Source organism: Oryzicola mucosus, assembly GCF_014534685.1.
Classification (GTDB): domain Bacteria; phylum Pseudomonadota; class Alphaproteobacteria; order Rhizobiales; family Rhizobiaceae; genus Oryzicola; species Oryzicola mucosus.
In genome coordinates this window covers 73787-93571 of the sequence record NZ_JACVVX010000010.1, presented here as the reverse complement: position 1 = coordinate 93571, position 19785 = coordinate 73787, and the positions used below count along the sequence as shown (strand labels likewise).

Annotated in this window: 21 protein-coding genes and 2 pseudogenes; 15 read left to right on the top strand and 8 right to left on the bottom strand. The window is 58.1% G+C overall.

The window, feature by feature from the left end:
* Positions 1–176 precede the first annotated feature (176 nt).
* From ICI42_RS21625 to ICI42_RS21595, 7 genes are all read left to right on the top strand, one after another.
* Entirely contained in the window at positions 177–851 is a 675-nt protein-coding gene (locus ICI42_RS21625) for a DUF2848 domain-containing protein (protein WP_188166677.1), read from the top strand.
* A 16-nt stretch (positions 852–867) separates the two neighbouring features.
* On the top strand, positions 868–1815 hold the full coding sequence (locus ICI42_RS21620; RefSeq protein ID WP_188166676.1) for an ABC transporter substrate-binding protein: 948 nt from the start codon (positions 868–870) through the stop codon (positions 1813–1815).
* Entirely contained in the window at positions 1805–2185 is a 381-nt protein-coding gene (locus tag ICI42_RS21615) for a cupin domain-containing protein (RefSeq protein WP_188166675.1), read from the top strand. Before ICI42_RS21620 ends, ICI42_RS21615 begins: the two co-directional genes overlap by 11 nt.
* Positions 2146–3546, top strand: coding sequence for an amidase (locus tag ICI42_RS21610; RefSeq protein WP_210317445.1), 1401 nt, complete (start codon positions 2146–2148; stop codon positions 3544–3546). The genes ICI42_RS21615 and ICI42_RS21610 overlap by 40 nt, the downstream gene beginning before the upstream one ends.
* Positions 3547–3899: 353 nt before the next feature.
* The gene (locus ICI42_RS21605) at positions 3900–4556 is read left to right on the top strand and encodes an isochorismatase family protein (RefSeq protein ID WP_230980497.1); all 657 of its coding nucleotides are present in this window, start codon (positions 3900–3902) and stop codon (positions 4554–4556) included.
* Positions 4557–4625: 69 nt separating this feature from the next.
* Complete coding sequence (locus tag ICI42_RS21600; protein WP_188166673.1) at positions 4626–5663, top strand: M29 family metallopeptidase; 1038 nt, start codon at positions 4626–4628, stop codon at positions 5661–5663.
* A gap of 55 nt (positions 5664–5718) precedes the next feature.
* Complete coding sequence (locus ICI42_RS21595; RefSeq protein WP_188166672.1) at positions 5719–5952, top strand: tautomerase family protein; 234 nt, start codon at positions 5719–5721, stop codon at positions 5950–5952.
* Positions 5953–6271: 319 nt separating this feature from the next.
* On the opposite strand, the gene ICI42_RS21590 is transcribed toward ICI42_RS21595, so the two are convergent.
* The 3 genes from ICI42_RS21590 to ICI42_RS21580 all read right to left on the bottom strand — a co-directional run bounded on the left by ICI42_RS21590 (position 6272) and on the right by ICI42_RS21580 (position 8266).
* Positions 6272–6469: a hypothetical protein gene (locus tag ICI42_RS21590; protein ID WP_188166671.1), complete on the bottom strand. Its 198-nt coding sequence runs from the start codon at positions 6467–6469 to the stop codon at positions 6272–6274.
* A 139-nt stretch (positions 6470–6608) separates the two neighbouring features.
* The gene (locus ICI42_RS21585; protein WP_188166670.1) at positions 6609–7475 is read right to left on the bottom strand and encodes an alpha/beta fold hydrolase; all 867 of its coding nucleotides are present in this window, start codon (positions 7473–7475) and stop codon (positions 6609–6611) included.
* Between the two features lie 8 nt (positions 7476–7483).
* Positions 7484–8266: an SDR family NAD(P)-dependent oxidoreductase gene (locus tag ICI42_RS21580; protein ID WP_188166669.1), complete on the bottom strand. Its 783-nt coding sequence runs from the start codon at positions 8264–8266 to the stop codon at positions 7484–7486.
* Positions 8267–8363: 97 nt separating this feature from the next.
* Here ICI42_RS21580 and ICI42_RS21575 point away from each other — a divergent pair.
* Positions 8364–8595, top strand: a pseudogene (locus ICI42_RS21575) (transposase); the annotation flags it as partial.
* A 104-nt stretch (positions 8596–8699) separates the two neighbouring features.
* Here the strand turns inward: ICI42_RS21575 and ICI42_RS21570 are convergent.
* Together ICI42_RS21570 and ICI42_RS21565 are read right to left on the bottom strand one after the other, a co-directional pair.
* Complete coding sequence (locus tag ICI42_RS21570; protein WP_188166668.1) at positions 8700–9530, bottom strand: hypothetical protein; 831 nt, start codon at positions 9528–9530, stop codon at positions 8700–8702.
* 30 nt (positions 9531–9560) lie between these two features.
* Positions 9561–10328 (bottom strand): hypothetical protein, encoded by a 768-nt coding sequence (locus ICI42_RS21565; protein WP_188166667.1) that lies wholly within the window; start codon positions 10326–10328, stop codon positions 9561–9563.
* Between the two features lie 214 nt (positions 10329–10542).
* Here ICI42_RS21565 and ICI42_RS21560 point away from each other — a divergent pair, with 214 nt between their 5' ends.
* Together ICI42_RS21560 and ICI42_RS24210 are read left to right on the top strand one after the other, a co-directional pair.
* Complete coding sequence (locus ICI42_RS21560) at positions 10543–10890, top strand: hypothetical protein (RefSeq protein ID WP_230980496.1); 348 nt, start codon at positions 10543–10545, stop codon at positions 10888–10890.
* Between the two features lie 140 nt (positions 10891–11030).
* Positions 11031–11654: pseudogene (locus ICI42_RS24210) on the top strand (hypothetical protein); the annotation flags it as partial.
* Between the two features lie 65 nt (positions 11655–11719).
* Here ICI42_RS24210 and ICI42_RS21550 read toward each other — a convergent pair.
* Positions 11720–12361, bottom strand: a complete 642-nt coding sequence (locus tag ICI42_RS21550) for a helix-turn-helix transcriptional regulator (protein WP_188166666.1) — start codon at positions 12359–12361, stop codon at positions 11720–11722.
* 83 nt (positions 12362–12444) lie between these two features.
* On the opposite strand from ICI42_RS21550, the gene ICI42_RS21545 reads away from it, so the two are divergent.
* Complete coding sequence (locus ICI42_RS21545; protein ID WP_188166665.1) at positions 12445–12876, top strand: RidA family protein; 432 nt, start codon at positions 12445–12447, stop codon at positions 12874–12876.
* Positions 12877–12965: 89 nt separating this feature from the next.
* On the opposite strand, the gene ICI42_RS21540 is transcribed toward ICI42_RS21545, so the two are convergent.
* Both ICI42_RS21540 and ICI42_RS21535 read right to left on the bottom strand, forming a co-directional pair.
* On the bottom strand, positions 12966–13826 hold the full coding sequence (locus ICI42_RS21540; protein ID WP_188166664.1) for an alpha/beta fold hydrolase: 861 nt from the start codon (positions 13824–13826) through the stop codon (positions 12966–12968).
* Between the two features lie 312 nt (positions 13827–14138).
* Entirely contained in the window at positions 14139–14888 is a 750-nt protein-coding gene (locus tag ICI42_RS21535; protein WP_188166663.1) for an SDR family oxidoreductase, read from the bottom strand.
* Between the two features lie 434 nt (positions 14889–15322).
* Here ICI42_RS21535 and ICI42_RS21530 point away from each other — a divergent pair, with 434 nt between their 5' ends.
* The 4 genes from ICI42_RS21530 to ICI42_RS21515 all read left to right on the top strand — a co-directional run bounded on the left by ICI42_RS21530 (position 15323) and on the right by ICI42_RS21515 (position 19772).
* On the top strand, positions 15323–16390 hold the full coding sequence (locus ICI42_RS21530) for a zinc-binding metallopeptidase family protein (RefSeq protein WP_188166662.1): 1068 nt from the start codon (positions 15323–15325) through the stop codon (positions 16388–16390).
* Positions 16391–16763: 373 nt separating this feature from the next.
* Positions 16764–18062, top strand: a complete 1299-nt coding sequence (locus tag ICI42_RS21525) for an NAD(P)/FAD-dependent oxidoreductase (protein ID WP_188166661.1) — start codon at positions 16764–16766, stop codon at positions 18060–18062.
* 91 nt (positions 18063–18153) lie between these two features.
* Positions 18154–19140 carry a transporter substrate-binding protein gene (locus tag ICI42_RS21520; protein WP_188166660.1) on the top strand — a complete coding sequence of 329 codons (987 nt, stop codon included), beginning with the start codon at positions 18154–18156 and terminating at the stop codon, positions 19138–19140.
* On the top strand, positions 19137–19772 hold the full coding sequence (locus tag ICI42_RS21515; protein ID WP_188166659.1) for an ANTAR domain-containing response regulator: 636 nt from the start codon (positions 19137–19139) through the stop codon (positions 19770–19772). Before ICI42_RS21520 ends, ICI42_RS21515 begins: the two co-directional genes overlap by 4 nt.
* The last annotated feature ends 13 nt before the right edge of the window (positions 19773–19785 follow it).

Sequence of the window (19785 nt, the reverse complement as noted above, 5' to 3'; positions counted from 1 at the left end):
ACCAGCAGTACGAGAAGTTCTACGGCGGCGCATCCTATCTCGTGAAGACCAACATGTACCGAAACTACGACTTCGACCGCGCAGGCAGGCTCGTCGATGCAGCACTCGATACAGCCGCTGCTTAGAGAACGTGCTGCTAAATGCATAAACGAAAACAATCAAGGAGGCCGGCCGACATGGTTGCTTCGCACGTCCTGAGGCTTCAATTGGGCAGCGCGACCGACGTGCCCGTTCACGCGGCCATCATCGCGGGATGGACCGGCCGCGACAAGGCAGCGCTTGAAAAGCATATCGTCGAGTTGGAAGAGCTTGGCGTCAAGCGCCCTGCCTCGACCCCTATCTTCTACCGGGTGGCGGCGAGCCGGCTGACAACCGCGCCTGTCCTTGAATCGAGCGGTTCGGAATCGAGCGGCGAAGTCGAGTTTGTCCTGCTGAAGCATGGCGGCCGGCTTTGGGTCGGCGTTGGATCCGACCACACCGACCGCAAGGTGGAAACCTACAACATCACCGTTTCCAAGCAAATGTGCGACAAGCCGGTCGCCCCGGTGTTTTGGGACTTCGACACGGTTTCAGATCACTGGGATCAGCTGATTCTGCGCTCTTATATCGTCGAGAATGGCGCGCGTGTGCTTTATCAGGAAGGCAGCGTCGCAGCGATGCTGTCGCCCGACGAGTTGCTGGCCCGCTGGGAGGCTTCGCTGGAGGATGGCACGGTGATGTTCTGCGGCACCCTCGCGGCGCGGGGGGGCGTTCGTCCCTCCGAGCGTTTCGAATATGAGTTGGAGGACCCTGTCACAGGACACCGGATCGCGCACGCATATGACGTCAAAAGCCTCACGATAGCCGGCTAACAGGACGAGCGCAGACATGAAGATCGCCGTCCCCGACCTGATCTCGAACTCCTATTTTCCTGCCATCGCCGCGGTTGAGCTCGGCATGTTCAAGCGGGAGGGGATAGACGCTTCTATCGAAATGATCTTCCCCGTCGACAAAGCCTATGCTGCGTTGCGCGACGGGGACGTCGACCTCGTCGCCGGCTCGGCGCATTCGGCTCTGTCGGCTTTCCCGGAATCGGATGGCGTCAAGCTGATCTGCGCCCAGGGCCAGGGAATGTATTGGTTCCTGGTCATGCGCGCCGACCTAGCCGCCACCCGTGGCGACCTTTCGGTAGTTAAGGGACGACGGATCGGCGCGGCGCCCTGGGTGGAGATGGGCCTGCGTGGTCTGCTTGTTGCCGGCGGCATTGATATAGAGCGTGACCAGGTTTTGATAGCGCCAGTACCTGGCGCAGTCGGCGCCGGCGTAAATTTCGGCCTGACTGCTGCCAAGGCGCTGGAGGCCGGACAGATCGACGGGTTCTGGGCCAATGGAATGGGCACGGAGGTCGCGGTTAGGCGTGGCGTCGGCACGGTGGTGCTCGACATCCGGCGCGGCGATGGGCCGAAGGAAGCGTTCAATTATACGATGGCATCGATTGCCGCTACCGACCGCTTGATCAAGGACCAGCCGGACCGGGCCGCGGCGGCCGTTCGGGCGATCGTCGCGACGCAGGCTGCACTACGGAAAGACCCCTCGCTGGCAACGCAGGTGGCGAGCAAGGTCTTTCCGGAGCAGGAAGCTGGCCTATTTGCCGAACTCATTCGTCGCGACGGGCCGTACTATGATGCGTCGATCTCGCGCGACTTCGTCGCCGATATGACCGCCTTTTGCCGGCGCATCGGCATTCTCAAGGGCCACCCTTCCTATGAAGATGTTGTGGCAACGCAATTCAGCCCGCTCTGGGCAGGCACGGGAGACAGTGGTCATGCCGGTTAATAAGACACATGACGAGTTTCATACACTGGACATGGATGCTGGCTGGGAAGTGCCGACCGGCTATCCGTCGGGCATCCAGCAGAAGATACTGTCGGGCGTCCTCGACGAGGATGGCAAGCGCGGCACCCGCACGAGGCTCCTGCGTTTTGACCCCGGCACCTACACCACCAAGCCCTTCGTGCACGAATACTGGGAAGAGGTCTTTCTGGTCAGCGGCGACCTCACCGTCGGAAACGACGACAAGGGTGAAGGTGGCGAGGCGTTCGCGCCGTTCACTTATGCTTGCCGCCCGCCCGGTGCCTTTCATGGCCCCTTCCTGTCCAAGCAGGGATGCGTGCTTTTGGAAATCCACTACTTCGACCCGGTTTGACGGGGGCGATTTTGACCAGCCCTACCTTCGCCTCACTCGCTCGCGACCTGCATGACGGCAACACCACCAGCGAGGCCCTGACGGAAGCGTGCTTGGCAGCGATTTGCGCTCCTAACGGTGAAGGGCAACAGACCTTTGTTCATGTCGATGCGGACGGAGCGCGAGCGCAAGCCCGGGCGATGGACACTCTGCGCGCCGCCGGCGCCTCTGTTTCGCCCTACGCTGGCATTCCGATTTCCGTGAAGGACCTGTTCGACGTCGCAGGACAAGTCACGTCCGCCGGGTCGGTGGTGCTGGCGGGTGAGAAGCCGGCTGGCCGCGACGCGGAAGCCGTCAGCCGATTGAGGCGCGCCGGTCTGGTAATCGTCGGCCGCACTAATATGAGCGAGTTCGCGTTTTCAGGCGTCGGCATTAACCCGCACCACGGAACCCCGGCCATCAGTTGGGATCGGGCCTCGCGCCGCATACCCGGCGGTTCGTCATCGGGAGCTGGGATCTCGGTCAGCGACGGCATGGCGCATGGAGCGATCGGCACGGACACAGGCGGTTCGTGCCGTATCCCCGCAGCCTTTACGGGCCTGGTCGGCTATAAGCCGACGGCGCGACTGGTGCCGACCGCGGGCACGGTGCCGCTATCCCCTAGTCTGGATTCGGTCGGCCCGATTGGGCGGAGCGTCGATTGCTGCGTGACCTTGACATCGATCCTGAGCGGTATGAACAACCTCGCGGACGGCAAAGTCGATCTGGCTGGCCTGCGGCTTGTCGTTCCGACTAACTTCGTCACCGACGGCATGGACGCAACGGTCTCCTTGGTCTTCGACGCAAGCTTGGAGAGATTGTCTCGGGCAGGCGTCATCGTGCGCAGGCTGGAGATGCCGGTTCTCAACAGCATTCATTCGATCAATGCCCTTGGCGGCTTTGCCGCTGCGGAAAGCTATCACTGGCACCGCAAGCTTCTGGAGCGTGACGGGGGTAGATATGATCCGCGGGTCCGGGTGAGGATGGAGCGGGGACGCTCACAGACTGCGGCAGACTATCTGGATCTGCTAAACGCCCGGGCCGGCTTCATCGCAGCGGTCGAAGAACTGGTCGACGGGTACGACGCGATTGTGATGCCGACTGTGCCGATCGTTCCCCCTCGCATCGACGACCTAGTGGAAGACAGCGAATTCGCGCGCATCAATCTGCTTCTGCTGCGCAATCCGGCGATCATCAACCTGCTCGATGGCTGCGCTATCTCCCTGCCGATCCATGCGGTGGGCAAAGCACCGGTCGGCTTGATGCTGGCGGCGCCGCAAGGGCACGACAGCGCGCTTCTGCGGTTGGCGCGCGGTGTCGAGACGCTATTCGCGCAGCGTTGAGAACGGGCAGTGGCGAGCCGCACGCAAGGGTCTAACGTCGCGATTGTGCCTTACATACCGGCCTTGACAGGCGCCAATTAATATACATTATGTACATTAATTGCGTCCAGCCAGCCGCTAAATAGCGGTGCAGGGGAACCGGTGTGCTTGGCTCTCGCTGCAGTTTGGGGCAGTCCAAAAGCATACGGAAATGCGAAGGCGGCGAGCCGCAGGGATCACGGAGAAATACTCAGATGTCACATGCGAGCGGCGCAGCGCCGATTTGGGACGAGTTCCTTACCGAGAGGGACAAACAGGTCTTCGCGGCGTCGGGATATGGCGCCCGTGGAGGCTTCGGCAAGCGGCCGGCGCTGATGATCATCGACGTCAACTACGGTTTTGTCGGCGATCGCCCCGAGCCGATCCTGGAATCGGTGAAGCGCTGGATGAATTCATGCGGTGAAGAAGGCTGGGCGGCCGTCGGCGTGATCAAGTCGCTTTTGGTAGCTTGTCGCGGTAAGGGAGTACCTGTGATCTATACATCCGGGCTTCGACGCAGCGACGCGTGGGACCAGGGAGCATGGGCCTACAAGAACAGCCGGGTGAACAAGGATTATCTCGGGCAGACGACGCTGCGCAGCAACATCATCGTTCCCGACATCGCGCCGGCGCCTCAGGATCTCGTTATCGGCAAGCAGAAGCCAAGCGCGTTCCACGGCACGCCACTGCTGGACTACCTGGTGCATCTGCGCTGTGACAGCTTGCTCGTGACCGGCACGACAACTTCGGGATGCGTACGGGCGAGCGTGGTCGACGCCTTCAGCTACAACTACCGCGTGGCGGTGATCGAGGACGGTTGCGCGGATCGTTCGCAAGCCTCGCACGCCATCAATCTTTGCGACATGAACGCAAAATACGCCGACGTCGTCTCCAGCCGCGATACCATCGAGTATATCAATTCGCTGTCAAGCGATCTCTTCGACTTGCCGAAAGGGGACCCTAAGGCCAGCGCTCTGTTTCAGCCTGACTAGTCGTAACGGACGACGATCGGAATTTCCGACGCGAATGCGGCGGGTCTTGCGGAATGTTTGAGGTGGGCGATGAGTGTAGACAAATACATATTCGATCTGTTCCGGAAAGAACTCGAACTCTGCAAAGTGACGTCCGGCCAACGCATTGGCATTCTTTCGGAAGATCTGATCCGCAGGGACTATGCGCTTGCCTTCGCAGCGGCGGCGGAAGATCTTGGCGCCGACACGTTGCATGTCAACATCCGCAAGCGTCCGGACAGTTTCTTCGGCCCGGGCAATTCGCTGCGCGGCCAGCAGGCGGCCATCGATGCGCTGAAGAATGTCGACATGGTCATCGACCTCATCGGTCTGCTGTGGTCGAAGGAGCAGGACGAGATCACCGATGCCGGCCCGAGAATGTTGCTCGTCCTGGAGCCGCTCGACGTGCTGTCCAGGCTTTTGTCTTCACCTGAGTCTCGTCGCCGCGTCGCTGCTGCGCACAAGACGATCTCGACGGCGCGCGAACTGCGCATCACTTCGCCTGGCGGTACGGATGTGACCTACCGGATCGGCAATCTGAAAACTGTCAGCCAATACGGCTATACCGACGAGCCCGGCCGATGGGACGCGTGGGCGGGTTCGTTTGTCTGGACGGGCGGCGACGAGGATGGCGTCGACGGCACCGTCGTCATCGATGCGGGCGACCTGCTCCTCGACCCGATCCTGCGTTATGTATCGGAGCCGATCGTCCTGACCATCGAGAAGGGTTATATCACAGAGATCGCCGGAGGTGGCGCCGAAGGAGCCATCATGCGCGATTTCATGGCCGGCTTCCGCGATCCTAAAGCTTACGCGGTCTCCCACATAGGCTGGGGTCTCGACGAGAATGCGCGCTGGACATACTTGGCCACCAGCCCATCGGCAGGCGACAGCCTCGGCGTTGATGGTCGATGCTACTACGGCAACGTGCTGTTTTCCACCGGCCCCAATACGGAACTGGGCGGAACCAACGACACGATGTGTCACCTCGACATTCCGTTGAAGAACTGCTCGCTTTTCCTCGACGGACACCAGATCCTCAAGGATGGCGAGATCCTTCCCAACGATATGCGGGCGCCTGGCCGCTAAATGGGCGGGTAGGGCGCGTACTACTCGCCCTTCGGCCATCTCAACGGAGACCTTCATGCCTCTCGTTCAAATCCAGCATGTTGCCGGCGCATTCACCAGAGAACAGCAGACTGCGCTGATCGGGGACATCACCGATGCCTTCGTCCGGGTATCGGGTGAAGGCATCCGCAACAATGTCCTCATCACCGTCAGCGAGGTCGCCAGCGGGCTATGGGCGACCGGCGGCGTACCGCTCACCATCGAGGACATTGAGCGCCGGCGCGCCGCCAAGAAGGCCGCCCAGCCCTGATGGCGCAGCCGGAAGTGAATTTCCGGCAACAACCCTGCACCGACCTCAAGTGCGGACCCTTCGTTCCTATCTCGTGCGGATGCCTGCGCGTCAGCAGGCGAATGTGGTGGCGCCTGCCAAGGCTATAGCTTGCGCAACGACGATGCACTCGCTTCCGGCCCTCTACTGAAACCACCACAGAGACCGGTTGCGGACTTGCCAGTTGCGCAAGATATTCACGACTGAGTCAAGCAAGCCGGCAGCGCCGCGCGGCAGGAGGTAAACGCAGCCGAAGATGACGACGCCTTAGATCGCCCATGGCGCTGTGGACGAGATATTCTCAGCGAAATTGGGGACGAACTGGATAAAGATCGCGCCGAAGATCGCGGCCGACAAACTCGCCGACGACGATGCCGACGAGCAAGGAAATGAACGGGAAGAAGGTGAAGCGGAACGGCGAGACGAATTGTGCCGCCAAAACCCCGAGTGCGCCGCCCACCCCAGCGAACATCGCGCTGACGCCGAAGGTTCCTCGCACTTAATCCTGTCCGGAGGTTCGGATGCGGCAAGTCGCGGTCCTCTAAACAATATTAACTATGTAGCTTTCGATGCCTGTCGCAGGCGGTCATGAAGATTCGGATTTCGATGAGTTTTTGAGAACCGAGGAGAGCGAGCCGCTATCGGTGGGCGATGATGAAGCGGGTCACGGCGTCGATAAAGCCTTCCAGATTGTCCCATGGGACCATGTGGCCTGCTTCAATGCCCTCGGCTCGGCCGGCCGGCAGAAGATGTTCGATCTCTTTTGCCTGCTCAGGACTGACCACCTTCGCCCGCAGTGCATAAAGCAACAATGTTGGGCACGACAGTTCCGAAAAGTACCGGAACACGTCTTCGTCGTGAAAGTGGCGATACGTGGCCTCGATGGCCTCGATGTTACAACTTGGCAGCCACTGGATGCGCAGCGCGATCTGCTCCTCCGTCCATGTCGGATTGAACTCGCGGAACGCCTCGATTGTCGCTCCGTTCGATGCGGCTGCACGAGCCGTGAGGTAGGATGCCAGCGGAGTCGGATACGGATCGCGTCCCGGACCGGAAAGTGGCGGATCGACGAGGATCATTCTGGAGGCGATATCCGGGTCCGAGGAGCCCAGGCAAGCAGCTATCCGCGCTCCCATAGAGTGACCGATGACAATCGGCCTCTCTAGTCCAACCGCGCGTATCAGCCCTCTCGCATCTGCGGCGTAGTCATCGAGCGAGTAGCCTAACCCTGGCCGATTCTCGGACAATCCGCGTCCGCGAATATCGGGCACCACGACCCGACATCGCGTGGCAAGCCGCCTTGCGACGAAGGCCCAGGTGACAGCGGGACTGGTGATGCCCGGCAGAATCAGGACCGGCGTTCCGGGTGCGGTTTCATTGAAGTCGAGATAGTGCAGACGGACGCCATCCACTTCGCAGTGGGCGCCACGGCCGGCAATCGCCAGACCGGTCGCTTCATCGGACCGGTCAGGCACATCAGTCGTTCTCGGCAAGTTATCGTCCATCGTCGCCGTCAGTTGAGCACGCCGCCGCCATCAACGTAGACCTGCTGGGCCGTAATGAAACCGCCCTCGTCGCTGGCGAGAAGACTGACGATGCCTTCAAGATCCTGGGGCGCCCCAACCCTGTTTATGAACTTGCTTTGTGCGCGGGCTTCCAATTGCTCGCGGGTAAAGGCGCCGGTGTCTATCTGGCCGGGATTAATCATGTTGACCGTAATTCCGTGCTTGCCGAGTTCCTTGGCGACGCAGCGCATCAACCCTGTGACGGCAGATTTTGATGCGGTGTACTGAGTGATATGAGCCAGCGCCTCTCCAATGGCAGCGGAGCCAATGAAGATGATCCGGCCGGATTTACGGGCAATCAGATGAGGCGCGGCGGAGGCGGCGCAGTTGAAAGCGCCTTCCGTGTTGACGCTGAATGTATTGCGCCATTCGGCCGTCGAGATTTCCCAGAAAGGCCCCTTGGTCAGGTTCTTCCAGACGCCCGCATTGCTGACGAGAATATCGATTCCTCCAAACGCGTCGACGGCCTTGCCCATCATGGTCTCAACCGAGGCGCGGTCCGCCACGTCGACGGTCAGACCAAGGCAGCGGACGGCCGGCTGTCCTTGCTTGATCTCCTCCACAGCGTGCTCCAACTCGTCGGCGCGCAGGTCGGCCAACACGACGCTGGCCCCTTCGCGGCAAAAGCGCTTCGCAAGCGCTAGTCCGATGCCATTAGCGGCTCCGGTTATGAGTGCGATTTTGTTGGAAAGTTTCATGCCGTCCCCCTCGTTGATGCCCAGCGTCCGCATTCTGGCTGAAGCGCCATATGAGCCAAGTTAATATACAGAATGTACCTTGTTTACAGCCAAAACAAGTCCTGTACCGCACGTTGCTATGCCGGGAGCGCTGGATCAATGGATCGACGATGCCATCAACACCGAACTCACGGCGACCATGCGTTTCGCCAGCGTTCTCAGGCGAGACATTGATGCCGTCAAAACGCAATTGAACTCCTCTGGAGCAACGGTCAGGCCGAAGGGCAGATCAACCGCTTCAAAACTCCGAGCGAGCAATGTATGGCAGAGCCGGACAAGAACTGATGAGAGCCAGAATATTGCCGCTGAATAACACAGATTGAGGAAGAACCAATTGAAGCGTAAATCAACAGTGAATTGTGTCACCTGCGTCGTTGAACAATGAGGATTAGCGTTTGAGCTTCAGCCCGTTTCATTCTAGCCGTGTTCAATCGTTCTGCGGCGTTTCCTGTTTGTTTTCTGAATGAACAGGTGTTAGCTCGTCCTCCGCTACAACCGTTATCTTCATGTAGTCGCCGGTCACATACATTTCCTCGGTCCCCGGTGATAAGGCCGCGAACCGTATTCCTCGCGCCGGTGTCACTCCTTTGCAGAACATGGAATAGCGCCGCACCAGCCCACCATCGGTAAACTCACCTATACGAGACGTAGGCAAGTTTCCCCAAACATCACGCCACTCGCGGGGCAGTTGACCACAGTCTCCTCTTTCACCATGGATGATGCGGCTTTGACCGACGACGAGACGAACCTCGGGTAAATAGGTGATGAGTGGCGCATCATCCGTAGCGGTTCGCCACGGGCGCCAGCCGGTCGAAGCAATGGCTCCGGTGCCCACGCCAACAGCGAACAAAACTATGCCCGCCATCACCATCGACATGATGCCAAAGCCGGTGGCGGAGGAGACGTGGGCCCTGGGTGTGGCGTCTGGGGCTACACTGGATGTGTAGGCCGGCCCTTCCTCCGTATCCGCACCCCTGGCGCGCTGGTAAAGCGCATTCCACATTGATAGTACTTCGGGATTATCATCAACCTTCAAAAGCTGCGATAGTATTCGGACACTGCGAGGGCGTGGCAAGTGCTTTCCCGTTCGCCAGTTGCTGAGATTGCGCATTGCCGTTTCTAAATGTGACTGACCACTGCCTTTCGTAACCTCGCAATATTGCGCAGCCAATTGAGCCGTGTCGACGAAACCAGCTCGATCGCACAGGAGGTTGAAGAGTTCATGCCAACTGCCAATCTGCTCTAGCTCCGGATCCATGTCTTGTCCTCATGTTGAAGGGAAACCCAGTCATCTTGCCGCTTTCGACGCTGGGACGACTTCGATTTTGAAATAGTCGCCTAGCACACGAACTTCCTCGACTCCGGATGCGGTAGCTGTGAATTTTATGGCGCGCACACGCATTTCCTTGCCACAATCGTTCATCATCTTGGTGGCAAGTCCGCCATCGGAGAAGGTTCCGACCGCGCTGGAAGGAATAAGAGGCAGCATATCCTCCCAGGCTGCCGGTTCCCCCTCGCAGTCCTCAACCGCCCCATGAAGAAGCTTTTCCGCACCAATCGTCAGAAATGCCCTTGCATTGTAAGCGACTGTGGGAAGCCCGGCTTGCATATCTTCATCAGTAGCGATGCTGCTATGGGCGGCCAGGATCGCAAGAGTCACCGCGGCAACCAGCCCAGCGATAACTATGATGCGTTTGCCCCGCCTTGCTTTCGCGCCAATCAAGGCGAAGGCTGAGTTGTCCATGTGGTGGCTCGGAAGATCCCGGTCACGTGCTATTCGGTAAAGCGAGTACCACCGGGTGGTCAGCGCTGGGTCCGCTTCCACATCCAAAATATGGGATAGAATGACGAAATTTCGGGGCAGTGGCACGCGCTTACCCCTTCGCCAGTTCCGCAGCTTCTTTTCCGCTGCCCCATAGTCTCTTTCGAGCCCCCTGCCAGAACGCCGGCAGAATTCACTCGCCAAGTCCGCATTGTCGACGTAGCCCCGATCGTGGCAAAGAGCGTCAAACAACTCATTCCACGTATCATAGTGGTTCCAGTCATAAAGCTTCAACGTCAAATATCCCGCTCGTCTGCGAGTGATATTTAGAATGGAACTCCGATCTGTCGAAACAATTCTTTCCGTTATTTTCCGATTTTTCCATAAATAACCCGATTTTTCGGTAGGTTTCTCTCGCAACTCCCTTTTCACTGATGCGTGTAGCGAGAGGCGGCAGCGATCCCCTTCTCGAATCAGTGAAGAACATTTTTTCAGGAGTGGGCTGGGCATGAAGCAATTCAAATTTCCTGCGATGCTGTTTTCAGGGCTTATTATGGCTGGGTGCGTCAGTGCTGGAAGCGCCGACAAGACCGTAGAATTGTCGGTAGGGGAAACAAAGCACCTCACCGCCTATCGCGCTGATGGTTGCGGTGCACCGCCTCCCAGTTTCGCGGCAGTTTCGGGCCGGATGCCGCGCTCGCAAATCGTCAGCTATTCGGATGGGGGGCTTTCCAGCCGTATGAGCGATCAATGTAAGAAGAATGTTCCCACCCGCGCGGTGAACGCCACCGGTATCAAATCCGGTTCCGAAGTTAAACGCTTTCAGTCCGGCGTCGTCGCGATCGTGGTGCGATAATCACAGGCGACGATGGCACGGCTTTCGGCTGAGCGTAGAGCGCCTGCATAACGCCGGTCGTGCACAGATTGGCGGCTGGCGCCTTCTCAATGCTCACGTGAATCCACCGGCTGGAAATCCTGGATCAGAAAGGATTGGGAATGACGACATTTACATATCAGGGATACGCCGTCACCTATGGTGTTGATGGGACAGCGTCCAATCTTGAGGCTTCCACGCTTGTTATCGTCGTCCCGGACGAAAGTCCTTTCCTGCGCTACACGCGCAGCTACACGGACGGTCAGCCGAATGAGCACATCACGATTGTCAGCCCGATTTCCACGCTTCGAGTCGATGGCGAAAATGTGCCGCTCAATCAAATCCCTGATCATAACGCCGAAACCGAACAGATTTCGTGGCCGGGTGGCGTTGCCAACATCATCTCCATAGAGGTCGGCGATGGACGGCGCTTTTTGGCCCAGATGTCGGGGAATTTGATCCCGGAGATGTCTTCGGCTTCAGATTTCAACGCCTTCTTCGCATCGGTGCAAAGTACCCAGCTTCTGGACTGGGGGTACTATGGCCCGGATCGGGACATTCCCTTGAGTAATATCATGTCTCCGCAAATCACCGAACATGACCTTATTACCGGTGACACCATAGAGAATGTGATGACTGGGGGGCTGGGCAACGACAAGCTCTATGGTCTTGCCGGCGACGATACGCTCGACGGAGGAGTCGGCAATGATCTGCTCAACGGTGGTACCGGGGCTGACACGATGCGCGGGGGCCTCGGGAACGACACCTATTACGTCGACGATTCAAGTGACAATGTTGTGGAAGCCAGTGGTCAAGGGGCAGACAAGATCATTTCAACTGCCAGCTGGCGGAAATCATCGCGGGCGGCATCCCACGCCACGAGATACCAAAGGGGCGGCAGGATCAGAAGGGCCTGTGGTTCGACCGTGCGGATGGTTTCAGCTCCTTTGGCGTCGCGATAGCGGAACCGCAGATGTAGCCGCTGGAGAAATGTCGTCTCGAAGGCGGGCAGCAAAGCCTGATCGATCAAACCCAGGTCCGAAATATCCTGTTCAGGCGACAACTGCCCGACATACAAGCAGTCGAGAAGCCGGCGCAGGTCTCGCACCTTGTCTGCCGACAATGCCCTCTCGATCTTGGCAAGCCCCGCATCGGCGAGATCGGAGAACGGAAGGGATCTGGCCGCGCGCATTGCCGCAACGCTGATGATGAGAGCGAACACTTCCGTCATGGAGAGCCGAGCAGTAGTCTGCACCGATTGCGGGTCGAGCAGCAGCCCGCCGCCCCGGCCGGATTCGGAATGGATGACGAAGCCTTGGTCACGCAGCGCTACGATGTCGCGCAGCACTGTTCGCCCGGAAGCACCAACTTCCCGTGCCAAGTCGTTGACCGTCGAGGTTCCGCTGCGCCGGAGGATGCGCACGATAGCTTCGTGTCGGAGGCGGATGTTCATTTGTCAGCAATAGCACATTTGGTGACAAAATTTGGCATCGATTCACTCTAGGCGGGTCATGGAAACGCAACAAGGAGAGTAACATGACATCCCCAAACCAAACGCCCGTCCCCAATGCAACGCCCGTTTTCGTCAACCCTTCCCATCTGCCCGACCCGACGCCGAATGGCTACAGCACAGCGGTCATCACCCCCGCTGCCGGTCGGCTTGCCTTTATTTCCGGGCAGGGCGGACAGGACGAGACTGGGGCACTCTCGCCTGATTTCGCAACACAGGTAGAACAGGCATATGCGAACTTGGCTGCCGTGATCGACGCGCTCGGCGCTCTGCTGGACCAGGTCGTGAAACTGACCGTTTTCGTGGTCGATCACGATATGTCGAAATTGGGTGTGCTGACTCAGAGCGCGACGCGGATGTTCGGTGCCACACTGCCGGCGCAAACACTGGTTCCGGTGCCAAAGCTTGCTATCGACCCTATGCTCTTCGAGGTAGAAGCTGTGGTTCTCCTCGACTAGCCACTCGGCCAAATCACATATCGATACCCGTTGCGTTGGCATTCGGTCGGTCTTCTTTGTTGTGAGCTCCTGTCGAAAGCCGACGCAGGTCAGGATGACTGGAAGAAAGCTCCTAACTCTGCCGCCAGCTCTTCGGGCGCTTCTTCGGCCATATGGTGGCCGCAGTCGATACTGCGGCCAGTGACGTTGGATGCCCATCTGCGCCAGATGGCTAGGATATCGCCATGTAAGTCCTCCAAATCGTCGCGACCCGACCAGAGCACGAGCAAAGGGCAAGCAAGCTTACGGCGAGCCTGCCGATCATCTTCGTCATGTTGGCGATCGATGCCCAGACCCGCCCTGTAGTCCTCGATCATGCCATGAACGGTCGCCGGATCGTGGATTGCGGCACTGAAATCAGCGTAAGCCTCCTCGCCCATCTTCTCCGGGCTGCCGCCGTACCATGCGGTCGGGTCAGCCAAGATCGCCCGCTCGGGCTTCTCCGCTTGAGCGAAGAAAAACCAATGCCACCATGCGGAAGCAAAGCGGGCGTCGCACTGGGCCAGCGCGTCCGCGATAGGAATACCGTCGAGTATCGCAAGACGATCGACCGACGCAGGGTGATCCATGGCGGCCCGAAAGGCTGTGTAGGACCCTCTGTCGTGCCCGACGAGACAGAAGCGATCAAAGCCGAAATGGCGCATTAGGGCAATGCAGTCTCTTGCCTTGGCACGCTTGGATGAACCGACGTGATCCGGCGTGTCCACAGGCTTGGAGGATTGACCGAAGCCGCGCAGGTCTGGGCAGACGACCGTGTATTGCTCAGCAAGGATCGGCGCCACCCGGTGCCAGGTTGCATGTGTCCGGGGATGACCATGCAACAGAAGCAAAGGCTTTCCTTTGCCGCCTATCCGGACCCGAAGCGTTGCTTCCGGAAGACTGATCTGCTCCAATCTGAATCCATCAAACATATCTGCTCCTGTTTGCGATCCTGCCTGAAGTCTTTGGCGCAAGACCAGTTACATGTCGGCTGTCGAGATCAGCAGCGCCTGTTCCCACATCCAAAGATGGGGTTGGAAACCGGTTTCGGCGATAGTTTGTTTAGTCTGCTTCGGAGTGGGGCTGATCTGATAGAGGAGGATCACCTTGTCGTCCTCTGCCCATTTCAGGTAGTCGCCCAGGCAAGGTTCCAGTCACCCCGCTGCGAGTTCGACTGATATCGCCGAACAACCATACGAACGCTTGGCAATATCAGTCAGGAATACGGTGCGGACATCGTATTGCTATTTGACGGCTGAATTTCCACCGTCTGCGAACAACGCGGATCCGGCAACAAAACTTGACATGGAGCTGGCAAGGAACAACGCGGCTCTCGCAATTTCTTCCGGTTGCGCAATTCTTTTCAAGGCGTGCAAGCCTGCGGCCCACTCCTTCTGCGCTTCGTCGCCAGCCATCGCGGTATCAGAGCCGCCGGGCATAAGTGCATTTGCCCTGATGCCCCTGCTGGCATAGTCGGCGGTGATCCCCTTTACGAGGCCCATCAATCCGGCCTTAGACGCTGCGTAGACCCCCATGCCCGGAAGTCCGACACTGGTCCCGACAAAACTAGATGTGAATATGATGGAGCCACCGCCTCTCTCCAAGATAGCGGGGATTTGGCTGCGACTTGCCAAGAAGGCTGAAGTTAGATTGGTCGCAAGCGTCTCGTGCCATTCTGACAGGGTAACGTCCGCGAGTGGCTTTAATGGACCGACCATTGCTGCATTGTTGAAGGCAATATCGACGCCGCCGAATAATCGCACGGCGTCAGCAGTAAGTTCGTCGTGAGTTTCCGGCTGACTTATATCACCCACCACGATATGGGCTCTCCCGCCTTGGCCCCGTATCGTGTCGGCGACTTTTTCCAAACCGGGAGTGCTTCTGGCGTTCAGAATTACGGCAGCACCTTCGGCAGCAAACAGCAGTGCTGCGGCGCGGCCTATCCCTGATGATGCGCCGGTGATGATAGCAACTTTTTCTTGCAACATTCCCATGATTGACTCCTTCTGTGGGAGCTTAGGCATAGGTGATTGGGCGAAGAAGCGGCCACCCGTTTCTTGCCGCAAAATCCAGTTGTCCCTTCATCCTGATAGACAGCTTTGTTGGTTGCACAGCCGGTACGATTGGCGAGATATGCGAAGCGCGGGCGGGCGGCATAAAAAGGAACCATTCACTCCAGCATTCTGACCGAGTTGGCGAAATTGCTATCGCTGCGATGGGACGAACCTTTTGCCATCATAGGATCGTTGCTGGGGTCGAGAAGGTCCTGCGGTACGTAAGCGCGCTACCGTGGCCGCAGCGTATGTCGCGCTCTTAGGATGCTACCTGAAGCATTGACACGGAACCATATGCAAGTGCGAGGATTGGGGTGGAAGTGCCAGCTCGGCGCATTTCAAGATTACGCTCTCGGTCAGCCTTGGAGACTGCAATGCGCGACGCATCCCTCGAACATCTGAAGACGCTGATTGCGACGCCTTCTCCCAGCGGCTTCGAACAACCGGTTGCTCACCTCTACCGAAACTACGTGTCTGAATTCGCCGACAAGGTCATAACCGACGTTATGGGCAATGTGAGCGCCTGCATAAACCCACAGGCGGCGATGCGGATCATGTATGCGGGTCACATGGATGAGATCGGCTTTATCGTTCATTTTATCGATGAAGATGGCTTTCTTTTCTTCAACACTATCGGTGGCACGGATGTGGCGACTGAGATCGGCCAACGGGTATGGGTGCATGGAAAAGAGCGGGTGCAGGGCGTTATCGGCCGCAAGGCAATCCAGACGTTAAAAGCTGACGAAAGCAAGCAGACCCCAACTCTCAAGGACCTGTGGATCGATATTGGCGCAACCTCACGTGAGCAAGCCGAAGCCGTAGTCAAGATTGGCAGCCCGGTTACCTTGCAGACGGAATTCGCCGCGCTACTCGGTAGCAATGCCACCGCGCGGGCGTTTGACAACAAGGCAGGCTTGTTCATCGGCGGGGAAATCGTACGACGCCTTGCTGAAGAGGGCGGGCTCCATCCCGATGTCGGTCTTTATGCGCTTGGCACCGTCCAAGAGGAGATTGGGTCTCGAGGCGCCCAAACAGCGGCCTTCAATTTAGCACCCCATACGGCACTTGCCGTCGATATGGGGGTGGCAATGGATTATCCCCTTGCAAGGCCTGAGGAACAAGGTCGGCTTGATTTGGGGAAGGGGCCAGGAATCTCACAGGGGCCAAACACCAATCCCATCGTGCTTGACATTCTGCTGAAGGCCGCGCTCGAGGAGAGTATCCCATATCAACTGCAGGCCTATGGCGATAAAAGCCCGACGGACGCGCGACTGCTGCAGACCAATCGCAGCGGCGTTGCGACGGGCCTGCTGTCTGTGCCGCTACGCTACATGCATACCCCATCCGAGGTCTTGTGCCTGAACGACGTCGAAGCAACGATCGACCTCGTCTGCGGCTATTGTCGGAGAATCCGTCCGGACACGGATTTCACGCCCTGGTGACGATGTGCGGAAAGGAAAGACGATGACGAGTTCATCCAAGCGAAATGGATCCGTGACACCGTCGATGCAACGTGGCGAAATCGATGCTGGACTTGAGGGGGATAAGGTTGCCGGTTTCGATCCTGCAACGGTGCCAATGGAAACAGACGCAGAAGCCGGAGGCACCGCAACAATGCCGGTGGAACCTCTGCCACGCAGAGGGGCATCGGTAAAAACCAAACCTCAATGCGACGAGCCACGCCTCCGCTATGCGGCCCCTCCCATCCGCTGAAGTCAAGAAACCACTGAAAAAATGGATAGTCGTTGCCATTTTGGTTTCGGTCGGCGTAGTGGTTGCAGTGCTGCTCGGCCTCGGTCTGGCGGAATATAGCTGATGAGCGGTGTTGTTATTGTTGGAGCAGGCTTTGGCGGCTTGGAAGTGGCAAGGGCTCTGGGTAAAGCCGACATCGGCGCGACTGTCATTGACCGCCATAATCACCATGTCTTCCAACCACTCCTCTATCAAGTGGCAACCGCTGCACTGTCGGCTACAGACATCGCTGAGCCAATTCGCAAGGTGCTTCGGGACTACCCCAGCATCCAGGTTCTCTATGGGCGGGTGGTAGATATTGATTTGACCGCTCGGCGTGTAAGCCTCGACGATGGCAGCCAAATTACTTTTGATACCTTGGTACTTGCGGCGGGTGCCGTGCCTTCGTATTTCGGCCGGACCGATTGGGCAGATTTTGCCCCCGGCCTCAAAACGATCGAAGACGCACGAAAGCTACGGTCCAGCCTGCTGCGATGCTTCGAGTTGGCCGAGAGGTCAAGCGATGCCGCAGAGCAGGCGCGTCTGATGACAATTGCTGTGATTGGAGGCGGGCCAACGGGTGTTGAAATGGCCGGTTCAATCGCGGAACTCAGTCGACATACCCTTACCAGGGATTTCCGCAATGTCCGGCCGGGTACTACCCGTGTGATCCTCATTGAGGCAGGCGATCGAATGCTTGGAGGGTTCGACGCGCGACTTTCAGATTACGCACGCCAACGGTTGAAGAAGCTCGGCGTAGAGATCCGAACAAGACAACGGGTCGAAGCGATCGATGCTACTTCGATAACCGTTTCCGGCGAAACCATTCCAGTTGGGGCAGTGGTATGGGCGGCCGGCGTCATGGCTTCCGACCTTGCAGCAAAGACAGGTGGTGAACTGGATCGAGGAGGACGTGTCAGAGTTGACCGATATCTCCGCGTAAAAGGACACGAAAACATATTCGCTTTGGGCGATATGGCCTTGTGCCTTGACGACGGCGGCAATCCGCTGCCGGGACTCGCTCAAGTCGCCAAGCAGCAAGGCATTTACCTTGGCCGCGCTTTGACGGCCAAGCCTAGCGACACCGTGCCGATCGAGGCTTTTGTTTATCGCAGCCGAGGAAATACTGCGATCATCGGTAGGCACGCCGCTGTTTTTGAAAGCAGTAGTTTCAGACTAAAGGGCTGGGTAGCCTGGATGACTTGGGCCGTGGTGCACGTCTATCTTCTCGTTGGCTTCCAGCACAGAGTGCAGGTCGCACTTCAATGGCTATGGCGCTACCTTACCTACGAGCGCGGCGCTCGACTGATCGTGGAAGATGCAACCGAGTCATCACATAAGGAACCAGTCGCTGCGCAGACGTCTACCTCACTAAAAGACTAGGAGCGGAGCTAATCAGCTCCTATTGCAGAAGAGCTGGTTGCAATACCAGTTGTGGTGCCGTCTGAGATTTTATAGCCCACGGGTCAGCCTGATGATCGTTGGCTCGCTCGGGCTGCTTCTCGCCTTGCAACACGGAGACAGCGCCTATTACTCAGACGGCTTCGCGTTCTCGCAGGGTCTGGAGGCATCATGCTCGACGGCAGAACGGCTCGGTCCCTTCGATTTCTATCTCGGAGCTTCGCCAAACCAGCATATCGTTCCGCTGGCACATTACATGACGACGAATTTCGGCCGGAATGTCTATCTGTGCGGCTCGGACTATATCTGGCCGTGGGAAAGCAACCGTGTCATGCGCGAGATCGTCAATGACGTCCAGGGAACCGTTCTGGCCGAGCGATATCTGGCTGTCGGCTCCGTGGATATCGTTGGATTGGTGGAGGAAATCCGTGTTCTGAAACCGGATTTCGTCTTCAATACACTGATCGGTGAAAGCAGCTACGAATTCATAAAGGCCCTTCATTCCGCAGGTTTGTGCCGTCCCTCGGACGGGCGTCCAGTCCCGGTTGCCAGTTGCACGCTGTCGGAGGCGGAACTTAAGATGATCGGTGTGCCTGCCGCCGCCAATCACATCGTGTCCAGCGTCTATTTCCAGTCGATAGAAACAGAGCGAAATATTGCTTTCGTCAAGCGGTTTCGCGAAAGGTTCGGACCTGAAAAGGTAACGTCCGCGGACGCGGAGGCCTCCTACAATTCCGTGCATATGTTTGCTTTGGCAGCCCACCATGCCGGCTCGGAAGATACGCGCTCTGTGCTGGAAGCAATAACCAGCGTCACATTTGAAGCGCCGCAAGGCGAAATCTGGATCGATCCCGACAACAATCATTGCTATCTCACGCCGCGCATTGGTATCTCGACATCGGATGCCGATTTCAGGGTGATTGCCGCCGCACAGCGTCCGTGTAAACCCGATCCTTTTCTCGCATCCCTTAAGTCGTCACCATTTCTTATGGACGCTCGGATTGGTACGGACGCGGGCAACACCAAGAAGGTGGCCCCCAGGCTGCAGGTGGTTCGATGAGTGTGTCGATTCCCAATTTCAGCACCATGAAAGCGCTCGTGGTTCATCGCAGCGACGCTAATGTCGAGGCTCTTGTGAGTCAGCTCAGACGCCTGAACATTTTCGCAATCTGCCAATGGCCCCCCAGAAACAGGGACTTCGCAGCGGTTGATATGATATTTTTCGATACCGACAACGGTTTCGATGGCATGTTCGGCTGGTCCGGCTCTCCGCCTATTCCATTGATTGCCATGGTCGGATCGGAAACGCCGGGACGACTGGAATGGGCGATTGGCCAGAAACCGTGCGCCTATATGACGAAGCCCGTGGGATCCAAGGGCGTTTTTCTGGCGCTGGTAACAGCGTTCAACGCATTCGAGGCTAATGCGCAACGCGAGGCGGCAATGCTTGCGCTGGAGGACAGGCTACGCCTGCGGCCGATCGTCGTGAAGATCATATTCGGCCTTATGAAGAGTCTCGATATCGATGACGACGCGGCGTTTCGCATCCTACGAAACGAATCCATGCAGCGGCAAATGTCGATTGAAGAATGTTGCAGCGAACTTGCGGTGTCGGCGGCTGCGCAGCACAAGCTGATTTTGTCTCAGACGCCTCACGGCAAGATCGCGCAGCATCCGGCCAAAACCAGGTAAGTTCGCACCGCGC

Coding starts and splice junctions, on each gene's coding strand:
- ICI42_RS21625 (WP_188166677.1), top strand. CDS start 177: ATGGTTGCTTCGCACGTCCTGAGGCTTCAATTGGGCAGCGCGACCGAC.
- ICI42_RS21620 (WP_188166676.1), top strand. CDS start 868: ATGAAGATCGCCGTCCCCGACCTGATCTCGAACTCCTATTTTCCTGCC.
- ICI42_RS21615 (WP_188166675.1), top strand. CDS start 1,805: ATGCCGGTTAATAAGACACATGACGAGTTTCATACACTGGACATGGAT.
- ICI42_RS21610 (WP_210317445.1), top strand. CDS start 2,146: ATGCGTGCTTTTGGAAATCCACTACTTCGACCCGGTTTGACGGGGGCG.
- ICI42_RS21605 (WP_230980497.1), top strand. CDS start 3,900: ATGATCATCGACGTCAACTACGGTTTTGTCGGCGATCGCCCCGAGCCG.
- ICI42_RS21600 (WP_188166673.1), top strand. CDS start 4,626: ATGAGTGTAGACAAATACATATTCGATCTGTTCCGGAAAGAACTCGAA.
- ICI42_RS21595 (WP_188166672.1), top strand. CDS start 5,719: ATGCCTCTCGTTCAAATCCAGCATGTTGCCGGCGCATTCACCAGAGAA.
- ICI42_RS21585 (WP_188166670.1), bottom strand. CDS start 7,475: ATGGACGATAACTTGCCGAGAACGACTGATGTGCCTGACCGGTCCGAT.
- ICI42_RS21580 (WP_188166669.1), bottom strand. CDS start 8,266: ATGCGGACGCTGGGCATCAACGAGGGGGACGGCATGAAACTTTCCAAC.
- ICI42_RS21570 (WP_188166668.1), bottom strand. CDS start 9,530: ATGGATCCGGAGCTAGAGCAGATTGGCAGTTGGCATGAACTCTTCAAC.
- ICI42_RS21560 (WP_230980496.1), top strand. CDS start 10,543: ATGAAGCAATTCAAATTTCCTGCGATGCTGTTTTCAGGGCTTATTATG.
- ICI42_RS21550 (WP_188166666.1), bottom strand. CDS start 12,361: ATGAACATCCGCCTCCGACACGAAGCTATCGTGCGCATCCTCCGGCGC.
- ICI42_RS21545 (WP_188166665.1), top strand. CDS start 12,445: ATGACATCCCCAAACCAAACGCCCGTCCCCAATGCAACGCCCGTTTTC.
- ICI42_RS21540 (WP_188166664.1), bottom strand. CDS start 13,826: ATGTTTGATGGATTCAGATTGGAGCAGATCAGTCTTCCGGAAGCAACG.
- ICI42_RS21535 (WP_188166663.1), bottom strand. CDS start 14,888: ATGGGAATGTTGCAAGAAAAAGTTGCTATCATCACCGGCGCATCATCA.
- ICI42_RS21530 (WP_188166662.1), top strand. CDS start 15,323: ATGCGCGACGCATCCCTCGAACATCTGAAGACGCTGATTGCGACGCCT.
- ICI42_RS21525 (WP_188166661.1), top strand. CDS start 16,764: ATGAGCGGTGTTGTTATTGTTGGAGCAGGCTTTGGCGGCTTGGAAGTG.
- ICI42_RS21520 (WP_188166660.1), top strand. CDS start 18,154: ATGATCGTTGGCTCGCTCGGGCTGCTTCTCGCCTTGCAACACGGAGAC.
- ICI42_RS21515 (WP_188166659.1), top strand. CDS start 19,137: ATGAGTGTGTCGATTCCCAATTTCAGCACCATGAAAGCGCTCGTGGTT.